A 12,032-nucleotide genomic window follows, 5' to 3' on the forward strand; every position below is an offset into this window, starting at 1 on the left:
CCCATGGCCGCGATCAGTGGTTTTCGCGAAGTCCGATCGCGGCCATGGGCCGCTCCTACTGGCGGGCCTGCGGCTCGTTTGCGGAGCTGGAGCCTTCAGCGCCAATAAACAGCTCGGCGCTCCCAGGTTAAAGCGGCTGGAGTTTGGCCATGGCCACCACCAGCCACTTGCTGCCCGCGTCGTCGAAGTTGACTTGCACCCGGGCGCGGGGACCATTGCCTTCGAACTGTATTACGGTGCCCTCGCCGAATTTGGGGTGCTCCACGCGGCCGCCCAGAGCCAGGGGCGGCAGGTCGTCGAAGTCCGGGGCCGGGTCGGACAGGTTGCCGATCTTGCCGTAGTTCGGGTTGAACAGCGGGCGGGAGATCTCGGTTTTCAGGCGCACCTCGTGCACCAGCTCCGGCGGAATTTCGGCGATAAAGCGCGACGGGCTATTGTAGGTCTCGCTGCCGAACAGGCGGCGGTTTTCCGCGTAGGTGATGTACAGTTTCTGCATCGCGCGGGTGATGCCCACATAGCAGAGGCGCCGCTCCTCCTCCATGCGCCCGGGCTCCTGGGCGGACATCTTGTGCGGGAAGAGGTTTTCCTCCACCCCGGCCATAAACACCAGCGGGAACTCGAGGCCTTTGGCGGAGTGCAGGGTCATCAGCTGTACCGCATCCTCGAACTCGTCCGCCTGGCCCTCGCCGGCGTCCAGCGCGGCGCTGTCCAGGAACTGGTTGAGCAGCGGCGGCTCCTCTTCATCATTGCCATCATCGCCGCCTTGGGGCACGTCGATGCCATCGAAGGCTCGGCAGGCGCTGACCAGTTCCTGCAGGTTCTCCACCCGGGTCTGGCCCTTTTCACCCTTTTCCTTGCCGTGGAATTCCAGCAGGCCGCTGCGCTCGATCACATCCTCGGCGATCGCATCCAGCAGTTTGTCTTCGGCATCCGCGGCCAGTTGCTCCACCAGGTTGAGAAAGCTCTGCAATGCATTGCCGGCACGCGCGGACAATACGCGCTGCTCGATCATCTGCGTCGCGGCTTTCCAGAGGGAACTACCGTGCTCGCGGGCATAAGACCGCACCGCCTCGACGCTGCGCGCACCTATGCCGCGGGTGGGGGTATTCACCACCCGTTCGAAGGCAGTGTCGTCGTCGCGGTTGGCGATCAGACGCATATAGGAGAGGGCATTCTTGATCTCCATGCGCTCGTAGAAGCGCTGGCCGCCGTAGATGCGGTAGGGCACCTGCTCGCGCAGCAGGGCCTCTTCCAGTACCCGCGACTGGGCGTTGGAGCGGTAGAGGATGGCCACGCTGTCGCGGCGGTTGCCGTCGCGCACCCAGTCGCCGATGCGGTCGACGATAAAGCGCGCCTCGTCCTGTTCGTTGTAGGCGGCGTAGACCGCGAGGGGTTCGCCTTCCTCGCCATTGGTCCACAGCTCCTTGCCCAGGCGCCCGGCGTTGTTCGCGATCACCGCGTTGGCGGCGTTGAGGATGGTGGCGGTGGAGCGGTAGTTCTGCTCCAGGCGCACCATCTGCACGTCGTGCATATCCCGGGCGAAGTGCTGGATATTCTCGATTTTGGCCCCGCGCCAGCCGTAGATGGACTGGTCGTCGTCACCCACCGCGGTGATATGGCACTGGTCACCGGCGAGCAGGCGCAGCCAGGCGTATTGGATGGTGTTGGTGTCCTGGAACTCGTCCACCAGGATATGCGGGAAGCGGCGGCGGTAGTGGGCCAGCACGCTGTCGTTGTTCAGCCACAGCTCGTGGGCGCGCAGCAGCAGCTCGCCGAAATCGACCAGGCCGCCGCGCTGGCAGGTCTCCTCGTAGGCGAAATAGATGCGCACCATGGTCTGCAGCCAGGGGTCGCCGCCGGCATTGATGTAGTGCGGGCGCAGGCCCTCGTCCTTCTGCGAGCCGATCCACCATTGGGTCTCCCGCGGCGACCATTTGGATTCGTCCAGTTGCAGGTCGTTCTGCACCCGTTTGATCAGGCGCAGCTGGTCGTCGGAGTCGAGGATCTGGAAGTTCTGCGGCAGGTTGGCCTCTTTCCAGTGGGCCTTGAGCAGCCGGTGGGCCAGGCCGTGGAAGGTGCCCACCCACATGCCGAAGGTGTTTACCCCCAGCAGCTCCTCAATGCGCCCGCGCATCTCGCGGGCGGCCTTGTTGGTAAAGGTGACCGCCAGGATGGAGTAGGGGGATGCCCCCTCCACCTGCATCAGCCAGGCGATACGGTGCACCAGCACACGGGTCTTGCCGGAGCCGGCACCGGCCAGTACCAGTTGGTTACCCGGGGGCGCGGCTACGGCCTCGCGCTGGGCGTCGTTGAGGGGGTCTAGAATCTGCGATACGTCCATGGGCGGGGATTGTACCAGAGGCGGAGGGGATACCTGGGTAAATAAACAGGTTTTGGAGACCCGGGACTCCAGTAGGGTGCGCCGCGCGCACCGGCCCGGCAATGGTGCGCACGGCGCACCCTACGGATTCCGGAGTCGAAGCTCGCCAGTGGCGTGAGCAGGCGCTAAACTGCGCAATCCGGCTCGTAGAAGGAAGTCCCGTGAAACCGGCGGAAGTCACGCAGAAAATCAGCGAACATCTGTCATCCATGCGCAAATCAGAGCGCAAGGTGGCGGAGTATATCCTCGCCAATCCGGATGAGATCATCCATATGCGCATCGTCGACCTGGCCACCGAGGCCCAGGTGAGCGAGCCGACGGTGGTGCGCTTCTGCCGCGCGGTAGGCTGTTCCGGCTTCCAGGAGTTCAAGCTGAACCTGGCCCAGCAGCTGGCCTCCAGCCCCAGCTTCGGCCAGATCGCCGTGACCGACACCGACACCATCGCCGAGTACAAGCGCAAGGTGTTCGACTCCACGGTCGACACTCTGCTCAATGTGCGCGACAAGATAGATGCCCGCGCGCTGGAGGCGGCGGTCACCGTCATCGCCGCCGCGAAACGGGTGGAATTCTTCGGCTTCGGCGCCTCCGGCGCGGTGGCCGCGGACGCCCAGCACAAATTCTTCCGCCTGCAACTGGCCACCGCGGCCCACTCCGACCACCACATGCAGAATATGTCCGCCATGTCCATGGAGCCCGGCGACGTGGTGGTGGCCATCTCCCAGAGCGGGCGCACCAAGGCGCTGCTGCACTCCATGAAAATGGTCAAGGAGCAGGGCGGCACCGTGATCGGCCTGGCGCCCAGCGGCTCGCCGGTGGCCCGGGAGGCGACCATTCCTCTGGAGGTGGATGTGGAAGAGGATATCGAGATCTACACCCCGCTGTCCTCGCGCATCGCCCACCTGGTAGTGATCGACGTGCTCGCCATCGGCGTGGCCCAGCGCAAGGGGCCACAGTTGCAGGAGCATTTGCTCAAGCTCAAGAAGGGGCTGTACAGCCTGAGGGAAGACAAACCCTGAGCGCTTGAAGATGTTTCTGCCCGGTAGGAGCGGTCGCTGGCGAAACAAGGGGCGCACCGCTACCATGGCACCCCCGCAAAGACTTCTGTTCAAAAGTCCGACGCCGCTGCCGGCTCCCCGCCGGAGAACTGCCACCGCTGTACCAGAGCCGATACCTATGCCGCCGATTTCCGTGCCCGCCCACAAGACCCCGCCGCGCTGGCTGGCGGTGTGGCTGGCGGCGCTGGTGGCGCTGACGCCCTTTTCCATCGACAGCTACCTGCCGGCGATCCCGGCCATGGCCGACGCCCTGGGCACCGCCGTTGCCCGGGTACAACACTCGGTATCCAGTTTCCTGCTCGGCTTCGCCATCGGCCAGCTGCTCGGCGGGCCCCTGTCGGATCGCTGGGGCCGGCGCTTGGTGGGGACCATCGGCCTGCTGGTGTATATCGCCACCTCGTTGATGGTGCTGTTTGCCAGCCATGTGGACCACCTGATTATCCTGCGCTTCCTGCAGGCCATCGGCGGCGGCTTCGCCACGGTGATCTGCGCGGCGATCGTGCGCGACCTCTACCACGGGCGCGAGGCGGCAAAGATTATTTCCATGATCAGCACCATGATGTTGGTGGCGCCGCTGATTGCACCGGTGATCGGCTCGCTGCTGCTGACCGCCGCCGGCTGGCAGAGCATCTTTATTTTCCTGATGCTGTACGGCGCCGCCATGCTGGTGCTGGTGCGCTTCCTACTGCCGGAGACGGTTTCGCGCTTTTCCCGCGCCCGGCGCCAGCGTACGTCGAAGAGTTCGCTGGTGCGCAACTACGGCCAGGTGCTGCGCAACCGGCGGGCACTGGGGTTCCTCGCCGCCCAGTCCTGCGTCAGTGGCTCCATGTTTATCTATATCACCACTGCGCCCTTTGTATTCATCGAGTTTTTCGAAGTGCCGGCAAGCCACTTCCCGATCTATTTCGGCACCTGCGTGCTGGGGTTGATCTGCATGGTGCAGGTGAATATCCGCCTGCTGAATTTTTTCGAGCCGCGCAATATCCTGCTGGTGGGAATTATCTTGCAGGGGCTGGGCTGCGGTCTGCTGTTGCTGGGCACCCTGACCGGGGTGAAGGAAATCCTGCTGTGGATGGTACCGCTGGTGCTGGTGATAGCCTGCATCGGTATCACCGGCCCCAATGCCACGGCCTGTTTTCTGGAGTTTTTCCCCAAGATCAGCGGCAGCGCCAACGCCCTCTACGGCGCTACCATTTTCATTACCGGCGGCCTGCTCGGCGGCATAGTGAACGGCCTGCATACCGGCACCCTGGTGCCCATCGCGGGTTCCATGCTGGCCTGTGCCGCGGTGGCGCTGCTGGCGGTGGTGTTTGTGGCACGGGCGCGGAAGCCGATCGAGATCGAGGAACCATTGACCCCGCTCCCCCGCCGCTAAATCAAATCTGTCGGCGCCTATACCAAGCGGCCGGAAAGCAAGCGCAGGATCAGCAATGCGAATTGTTTCCCGGCTTCTTCGCTTTCCAACAGGGGGAGGGACAGCTTCTCGTTATCTCCCATCGCGTCCAATGGTTGCGCACCTGGGCCATCACCGACCAGGTCCTCGGGGTAAAGGGCGTTGGCGCGATCGTAGTTGCCGGCGTGACCCTCCAGCCAGCCGGCCGTGACCATGGCGTCGATGATATCGCGCTGAAACTGTGATTCTCGGCTGTCTGCCATGGCATTCCCAAAATTTCTTTATAATCAATCAGTTATCGTTACCGTTACGGCACCGGCACTATCCACCAGCCGGACGCGCTTGAAACCACCCCGGTATGGCACTAGTATTTCCCAATGGATTGGGAATGCCCGATCGGCAATGGGCCCCGGCGAATGCGTCGGGGCCTTTTGTTTTTAGGGATAGACTTTCAGCCCCCACCCCCCGATTTGATTCCGCGTATCGCGGCGAAACTTACCCTGCAGAGTATCGAAAGCCCGATTGGGCTGATCCGGATCAAGCAGGTATCGGCCAATGGGCCGGGCAACCATATCTGCCAGCTGCAAGCCCGCCGAATTGGTTTTCTTGTTCGCCAACACTATGTCCAGGGTATCGCCCAAGCCTTCCAGTCGCGACTGATCCATAATTCGCCGAAACTCCAACTCTAGTGCGGTATCTTCCTGCAGCCCCCTCTGCTCAAATACCACATGGGTTGGCCGCCCGCGCTGACCCAGTTGTTGCAATTCCATATAAACCCGCTCCAAGCCGAACTCCATGGCCACATGGTAGGGGTTGCCGTCTGTACCCCGGCGGCGCACGAACGCCTCCTTCATAATGCAGCTGGCCACCAGCGTAAAAGGTGCCTGCTCGATTATGTTCGAAAGGTCGGCAATAAATTGCTCACGCACCTGAGCATTAAGCAGGATATTGAAGGGGCCGCGGGACTTGCGGATTTCCGCCTCGTGCAGCACCACCATATCGTGGCCAAAATAGCGGAACTTAAGGGACTGAACCTGTGGCACTACCTGATTCAGATAACTCTCTTTGTGAATCAAACAGAATGCCAATACAAACACCGGGTAGTCCGGATTGATACTGTGCAGACTGTGGTCTCCACTTTCGTCCACATAGACAATGTAATCGCCGAAGCCTTCCATGCGCAATTGCCGGTCACGAATTGATAAGCCCAACTTTACGTTGATTGCCCCGCTTTATCATCAGGCGAAGTCAATCTCTTCCTCTAAATTGGCAGAACTGACCAGTTGATCCTGCCAGGCGCCGTAAGTTTGTCCCGTGGCGGTATTGATCCAGGTGATACGACCGTTGGCGCTGCGGCCACAGACCACCGCCGCAGCGGCGCTGGGGCTGGAGAAGGCGCAGTCACTGGTAAACTGCCTGGGCCCGCTCCCGCTGGGAGCCAGCACACCGTCCTCCACCATCTGGCGGAACAGGTTCTGGTAGCCGCCGTCCACACCCACCCAGTCCTCCCGGGCCCTGGAGCCCTTGAGCACAATAAACTCGCCATCTACCTCCTGCGCCTCGGCACGCACACCGTGCTTGAGCAGTTCCAGAGCAAAGTGCGGAGATTCCTGCGGCGGTTGCGCGGGTTCGCTGTTTGCCGGCGGGCGGGCGGTGTCGCGCAGGAAATCGAAGCCGAGCACCGGCAGTACGGTGCGGATCTGTTCCAGGAAGAAGGCCATATCCGCCAGGTCCGCCTCCGGCAGGTTGATATAGTCGTGGTCAGTGCCGTTGACCAGGGTGCAACGGCCCAGCGTGCGCGCCAAGCGCATCAGCTGGCTCTCCAGGTGCTTTACATGAGCCTTGGTCAGGTTCTGGTCCTTGCTGGTGACCAGGCACACTTTCTCCCAAAAGTCCTTGCCGCCCTTGCTGCCCTTGCCCTCGGGGCCATCGACCGTCTCCGGGCGGTTGTGGTCCTTCAGCCGCGCACTCACGTCGTCGGACTCGCCGATATACACCAGCGGGCGCAGGTTGTTGTCCGGGTCCGGCCCCACCAGAAAATAGACCCCGGTGCGCGCCACCTCGGGGCGCCGCACCAGCTCGCCCAGTTTCGCGCGCGGGCCGGTGAGCACATGGCCGGTCCAGTTCATAATCTCTGCGGTGAGCAGGCCGGTGGGGGAGCCGTCCACCAGGAACAGGCGGATGCTGCGGCCGGGGTTTGTTGTGGTTGTCAAAATATTGCCTCCCTGCAATCAGGCTTAGCGGACCAAATTACCGGGGATGGGGCGGCGGGGCAAGCCGCTATTCCTTCGTCTGCTCCTCCAGCAACCCCTCTTCGCGCAGCGTCTCCCGTACCGCCGGGCGCTCGGCCACCCGTTTCTGGTAGGCCTGGAGCTTGGGCCAGAGCGAGGTATCGATGTTGTGTTGATCCAGCCAGTTGGCGATGGTGAACAGATAGGCATCGGCGACGGTGAACCGGTCGCCCACCAAGTATTTCCCGTCCAGCTGGCTCTCCACATAGTCGAAACGCTTACGGATCTGCTCTTTGGCTTTCTGTTTTTCTTCATCGCTCGCACCCGAGAATAACGGCGCGAAGGCCTTGTGCAGCTCCGAGGAGATAAAATTCAGCCACTCCTGGACGCGGTAGCGGTCCAGGCTGCCGCTCTCCGGCAGCAGGCCGGCGTCCAGCTTCTGCTCCGCCATAAACTGCACGATAGTCGGCCCCTCGGTGAGCACTTCACCGCCTTCCAATTGCAGGGTGGGGACATACCCCTTCGGGTTGATCTCGGTGAAGTCGGCGCCACTCTCCAACTGGTGGCTCTTCAAATCCACCTTGCACAGGTCGATATCCAACCCGGCCTCGCGGGCGACGATATGGGGGGAGAGAGAACAGGCGCCAGGGGCGTAATAGAGGTTCATCGCGATACTCCTTCAGTGTCAGTGGTGGCTGCGCTTGAGTATAGGCGCTTGCCCAACGCTAAAAATTGGGGAATCACTGCGGGTAGGAAATCCCGGACCGGAATGGCGGCCGTACTGCTGCGTGTGCTTTTCGCATAGTAACTACTCACCCCGTGGATAACGGGATCGTCAATATCTCCCCTTGTAGGAGCGGCGGCGCGGCCATCCGCCCATGGCCGCGATCGGCCTTCGCTTACGTATACGTAGCACCGCCGATCGCGGCCATGGGCCGCTCCTACAGGGAGGGAGTAGATACTTCGCATATTTATCGAGGAGATATAAAGGTGCGCAGGGCGCACCTATAGAGGATCGCGCAGACTGTTCTTGCCCTCAATCGCCGATAATTTTTACCAGCGCGCGCTTCCTGCGCCTGCCGTCGAACTCGCCGTAAAAGATCTGCTCCCAGGGCCCGAAATCCAGTTCACCGCCGGTGATCGCGACCACCACTTCGCGGCCGAACAGCTGGCGCTTGATATGGGAGTCGGCGTTGTCCTCGCCGGTGTCGTTGTGGCGGTACTGGTCGATGGGCCCGTAGGGCACCAGTTCGTCGAGGAATTTTTCGAAGTCGCGGTGCAGGCCGGGTTCATCGTCGTTGACAAACACCGAGGCGGAGATATGCATCGCATTGACCAGGCACAGGCCTTCGCGGATGCCGCTCTCGCGCAGGGTCTGCTCCACCTGTGGGGTGATGTTGATAAATTCGGTGCGTTTTTGGGTGTTGAACCAGAGTTCCTTGCGGTGGGATTTCATTCTCATTGCTCCCCTCGGTTGATCGGTGGCCCGGGGCGCCGCCGCGCCGGACCCAGCCTATGGTATCAACCGCGATGGTGGGGAGCCGAATAGTCCAGCTCCGGCCCCTTGGGCACTATGCCGGTGGGATTGATATTGCCGTGGCTGCCGTAGTAGTGGGTTTTGATATGGTGAAAATCCACCGTGCCGGCAACGCCGGGCCACTGGTACAGCTCGCGCAGGTAGCCCCAGAGATTTTCGTAGTCCGCCAGGCGCTGCCTGTTGCACTTGAAGTGGCCGTGGTAGACAGCGTCGAAGCGGATCAGGGTGGTGAACAGGCGCCAGTCCGCCTCGGTGATCCGGTCGCCGGTCAGGTAGCGGTTGTTTCCCAGTCGCTGTTCCAGTTGGTCCAATGTGCTGAACAGCCGCTCGTACGCGTGCTCATAGGCTTCCTGGGTAGTGGCAAAGCCGGCACGATAGACGCCGTTGTTTACATTTTCGTAGACGATGTCGTTGGTTGCGTCGATATCACCGCGCAGTTCCCGCGGGTAGTAGTCGTCGTCATTGCCGGTGAGCTCATTAAAGGCGCTGTTGAACATGCGGATGATTTCCGATGACTCGTTGCTGACCACCCGCTCGCGCTGTTTGTCCCACAGCAGCGGCACGGTAACCCGGCCGCTGTAATCGCTGCGGTTCCTGGTATACAGCTGGTGCAGGTAGTCGGAGTCGTAGAGGGCGTCGCCGCTGCTGCCCTCATCGGTATCGAAGGTCCAGCCGTGCTCGAGCATATAGGGGCTCACCACCGACACGCCGATGGTGTCTTCAAGCCCTTTCAGTTTGCGGAAGATCAGCGTGCGGTGCGCCCAGGGGCAGGCGAGGGAGACATAGAGGTGGTAGCGATCCTTTTCCGCCGGGAAGCCGCCCTCGCCGCTGGGGCCGGCGCTGCCATCCGCAGTGATCCAGTTGCGTAGCTGGGCGGCCTCGCGCACGAATTCGCCGTGGCTTTTGTCCGTATCGTACCAACGGTCCCGCCACTGGCCTTTCACCAGTAAACCCAAGGCTATCTCCCCGTGAATGGATTGTTCATAGGAAGTGCGCGGGCTTCCACCCGCGCACAGGGATCGCTATTTATTTTTGTGCCAGAAGATGTGATCCAGGCTGAGCCTGCCGCCACCGGCGCAGGCCAGGATAATGAAGCCGCCGGCGATGGTGATGTTTTTCATGAAGTTGATCATCTGCATCTGGTCGTCGGGCACGTAGTGGAACATCGCGGCGGTGACCAGGGTGAACAGCGCCAGCAGCAGGGCCGCCCAGCGGGTGAGAAAGCCGAACAGCACCGCCAGGCCGCCGCCCAGCTCCACCAGGATCACCAGGGGAAGCAGTGCGCCCGGGACACCGGCAGATTCCATGTAGGCCTGGGTTTCCCCGTAGCCGCCGATCTTGCCCCAGCCGGCGAGGACAAACATTACCGCCATCATCGCGCGGCCGAGCAGCTTGCTCCAATCACAGAAATTTCCTTCAGCCATCTTTGAATCCTCACTTGAGATCATCAATAAGTGATAGCTCAACTGCCGCCAGTGTAGTTCTATTTTTCACTGAAAAAACCGCAAAAATTCGCGGAAAGCTTTCGATTTAATAGCGCCTAATCCATCGGCCCCAGGCCCTGCCGCAGCACATCGATCAGGTAGCCGGCGGCGGGGCCGCATTTGTCGGCGTCGGCGTACACCAGGTAGACGGTGACACTGCGCTCCCAGGGCTCCTCGGTGGACAGCGGCAACAGCCGGTCCGCAGACAGTGAATCGCGGATGCGCGTCTCCGGCAGCCAGGCGAAGCCGAGGCCGCGCTCGATCAGGTCGATGGAGGTCTGCACGTTGGTGACGGTGATGCGCTGGTCGGAACCCAACCAGCCGGCATCCTGGCGATTTTTAACCGCCGAATCGCGGATCACTATCTGCCGGCAGTTCTTAAGATCCTTGCGCGCCACCGGGCGGCCCAGGTGATGCAGGGGATATTGCGGGTGGGCCACCGGCAGGAAGCGCACCCGCGCCACCGGCTCGCCGACAAACCCTTGGGGCACGCGAGCGGACAGGATAAAGTCCGCCTGTTGCTGGAGCAGCAGTTCCTCGGCACCGGACAGCACCGTTTCGCGCAATTCCAGGCGGGTGTGGGGAAACTGTTCGGCGAAGCGCTCCACGGCACCCAGCAGGCACTCGTAATCGAAGATCACGTCCACCGCCAGGGTGAGCACCGCCTCCTCGCCGCCGGCCAGGCTGTCGGCCACCGCCTCCAGCGCCTCCGCCTCGTCGAGCAGGCCGCCGGCGCGGGCCAGCAGGATGCGCCCGGCGTCGGTCAGCTCCGCCTTGCGCCCTCGCACCTCCAGCAGCGCCACCCCCAGGCTCTCCTGCAGCTTGTGCACCGCGTGGTTGATGGACGACTGGCTCTTGTGCACCGCCTGCGCGGCCTGGGAGAAGCCGCCGTGCTCCACCACCGACTGGAACATGCGCCACTGTTCGAGGGTTACCTTGGCCATAGGGATTCTCTATCCATGCTTTATTAACCGATTTATTCGAACATAAGATGCGAGTATTTGCCATTTTTTATCGAATAAGGTGGCATATACTGGCCTCAAACCGGAGGTATTTATGCGAGAGTTTACGCTCAGACCCGGCGCCCGCCCGCTGCTGCGGGTCGTCGCCAGCCAGGCTTCCGCCGACGGCGCGGGGGTGAAAATCCAGCGCGTGGCCGGCTTCCAGAGCCCGGACTTCAGCCCCTTCCTGATGCTGGACGAGATCCGCTCGGACAACGCCGACGACTATATCGCCGGCTTCCCCCCGCACCCGCACCGGGGCATCGAGACCCTCACCTATATGCTGAACGGGGAGTTCGAGCACCGCGACCACCTGGGTAATCGCGGCGCCGTATCCACCGGCGGCGCCCAGTGGATGCGCGCCGGGCGCGGCATTGTGCACTCGGAGATGCCGGCGGCGGGAGAGGGCGGAATGCACGGCTTCCAGCTGTGGATCAATATGGCCGCCGCGGACAAAATGAATAAAGCCACCTGGCGGGATATCCAGGCGGCGGAGATTCCCGAGCTGCCGCTGGACGGGCAGGGCTCACAGATCCGCCTGGTCGCCGGCCGTTGGAATATCGGCGGAGAGGAGAAACCTGCGCCACTGACGGACGCGGCGGCCGAGGCGGCGGTGGCGGATATCCGACTGGCGGGGAACGCCGAGGTGCAGCTGTCGCTGCCGGAAGAACACAGCGCGCTGGTGTTCGTCTATCGCGGTGCGCTGGTCACTGAGCGCGGCGCCATTTCGCGGGGCAATATGCTGTTGTACGGCGCCGGCGAATCGCTACAATTGCGCGCCCAAGACCAGGGAGCCGGCCTGCTGTGCCTGCACGGCCTGCCCCTGCGCGAACCCATCGCCCACTACGGCCCCTTCGTGATGAACAGCCGTGAGGAAATCGAACAGGCGCTGCGCGACTACAATAACGGCACACTCACCGACTGACCGCCTTCCCCTGTAGGAGCGGGCCA

Annotated in this window: 12 protein-coding genes; 3 read left to right on the top strand and 9 right to left on the bottom strand. The window is 62.3% G+C overall.

Annotated features, from left to right (window positions below):
• Window positions 1–127 precede the first annotated feature (127 nt).
• A complete protein-coding gene (uvrD, locus tag ACRC0P_RS07920) occupies window positions 128–2,341 on the bottom strand; it encodes a DNA helicase II (protein ID WP_438629641.1) in 2,214 nt (737 codons plus the stop codon).
• A gap of 200 nt (window positions 2,342–2,541) precedes the next feature.
• On the opposite strand from uvrD, the gene hexR reads away from it, so the two are divergent.
• Window positions 2,542–3,396 (top strand): transcriptional regulator HexR, encoded by an 855-nt coding sequence (gene hexR / locus ACRC0P_RS07925; RefSeq protein WP_438629643.1) that lies wholly within the window; start codon window positions 2,542–2,544, stop codon window positions 3,394–3,396.
• 157 nt (window positions 3,397–3,553) lie between these two features.
• Entirely contained in the window at window positions 3,554–4,810 is a 1,257-nt protein-coding gene (locus tag ACRC0P_RS07930; protein ID WP_438629646.1) for a multidrug effflux MFS transporter, read from the top strand.
• A gap of 17 nt (window positions 4,811–4,827) precedes the next feature.
• Here the strand turns inward: ACRC0P_RS07930 and ACRC0P_RS07935 are convergent, their stop codons facing one another.
• From ACRC0P_RS07935 to ACRC0P_RS07970, 8 genes are all read right to left on the bottom strand, one after another.
• On the bottom strand, window positions 4,828–5,091 hold the full coding sequence (locus ACRC0P_RS07935; RefSeq protein ID WP_438629648.1) for a hypothetical protein: 264 nt from the start codon (window positions 5,089–5,091) through the stop codon (window positions 4,828–4,830).
• Between the two features lie 174 nt (window positions 5,092–5,265).
• Complete coding sequence (locus tag ACRC0P_RS07940) at window positions 5,266–6,006, bottom strand: DUF3800 domain-containing protein (protein WP_438629650.1); 741 nt, start codon at window positions 6,004–6,006, stop codon at window positions 5,266–5,268.
• A 60-nt stretch (window positions 6,007–6,066) separates the two neighbouring features.
• Entirely contained in the window at window positions 6,067–7,041 is a 975-nt protein-coding gene (locus ACRC0P_RS07945) for a GIY-YIG nuclease family protein (RefSeq protein ID WP_438629652.1), read from the bottom strand.
• A gap of 67 nt (window positions 7,042–7,108) precedes the next feature.
• Complete coding sequence (gene gstA, locus ACRC0P_RS07950; RefSeq protein ID WP_438629654.1) at window positions 7,109–7,726, bottom strand: glutathione transferase GstA; 618 nt, start codon at window positions 7,724–7,726, stop codon at window positions 7,109–7,111.
• Between the two features lie 369 nt (window positions 7,727–8,095).
• Entirely contained in the window at window positions 8,096–8,521 is a 426-nt protein-coding gene (locus ACRC0P_RS07955) for a secondary thiamine-phosphate synthase enzyme YjbQ (protein ID WP_438629656.1), read from the bottom strand.
• A gap of 59 nt (window positions 8,522–8,580) precedes the next feature.
• A complete protein-coding gene (locus ACRC0P_RS07960; RefSeq protein WP_438629658.1) occupies window positions 8,581–9,552 on the bottom strand; it encodes a glutathione S-transferase family protein in 972 nt (323 codons plus the stop codon).
• Between the two features lie 66 nt (window positions 9,553–9,618).
• The gene (locus ACRC0P_RS07965; protein WP_438629660.1) at window positions 9,619–10,020 is read right to left on the bottom strand and encodes a DoxX family protein; all 402 of its coding nucleotides are present in this window, start codon (window positions 10,018–10,020) and stop codon (window positions 9,619–9,621) included.
• Between the two features lie 116 nt (window positions 10,021–10,136).
• On the bottom strand, window positions 10,137–11,024 hold the full coding sequence (locus ACRC0P_RS07970) for a LysR family transcriptional regulator (RefSeq protein ID WP_438629662.1): 888 nt from the start codon (window positions 11,022–11,024) through the stop codon (window positions 10,137–10,139).
• 112 nt (window positions 11,025–11,136) lie between these two features.
• Between ACRC0P_RS07970 and ACRC0P_RS07975 the strand changes: the two genes are divergently transcribed.
• Window positions 11,137–12,006, top strand: a complete 870-nt coding sequence (locus ACRC0P_RS07975; protein WP_438629664.1) for a pirin family protein — start codon at window positions 11,137–11,139, stop codon at window positions 12,004–12,006.
• The last annotated feature ends 26 nt before the right edge of the window (window positions 12,007–12,032 follow it).

The sequence above is a fragment of the Microbulbifer sp. genome (assembly GCF_051659245.1).
Taxonomy (GTDB): Bacteria; Pseudomonadota; Gammaproteobacteria; order Pseudomonadales; family Cellvibrionaceae; genus Microbulbifer.

Bases quoted from the DNA above. Each gene is read 5' to 3' on its own strand.
- uvrD (WP_438629641.1), bottom strand. From the start codon at position 2,341: ATGGACGTATCGCAGATTCTAGACCCCCTCAACGACGCCCAGCGCGAG.
- ACRC0P_RS07930 (WP_438629646.1), top strand. From the start codon at position 3,554: ATGCCGCCGATTTCCGTGCCCGCCCACAAGACCCCGCCGCGCTGGCTG.
- ACRC0P_RS07935 (WP_438629648.1), bottom strand. From the start codon at position 5,091: ATGGCAGACAGCCGAGAATCACAGTTTCAGCGCGATATCATCGACGCC.
- ACRC0P_RS07940 (WP_438629650.1), bottom strand. From the start codon at position 6,006: ATGGAAGGCTTCGGCGATTACATTGTCTATGTGGACGAAAGTGGAGAC.
- gstA (WP_438629654.1), bottom strand. From the start codon at position 7,726: ATGAACCTCTATTACGCCCCTGGCGCCTGTTCTCTCTCCCCCCATATC.
- ACRC0P_RS07955 (WP_438629656.1), bottom strand. From the start codon at position 8,521: ATGAGAATGAAATCCCACCGCAAGGAACTCTGGTTCAACACCCAAAAA.
- ACRC0P_RS07965 (WP_438629660.1), bottom strand. From the start codon at position 10,020: ATGGCTGAAGGAAATTTCTGTGATTGGAGCAAGCTGCTCGGCCGCGCG.
- ACRC0P_RS07970 (WP_438629662.1), bottom strand. From the start codon at position 11,024: ATGGCCAAGGTAACCCTCGAACAGTGGCGCATGTTCCAGTCGGTGGTG.
- ACRC0P_RS07975 (WP_438629664.1), top strand. From the start codon at position 11,137: ATGCGAGAGTTTACGCTCAGACCCGGCGCCCGCCCGCTGCTGCGGGTC.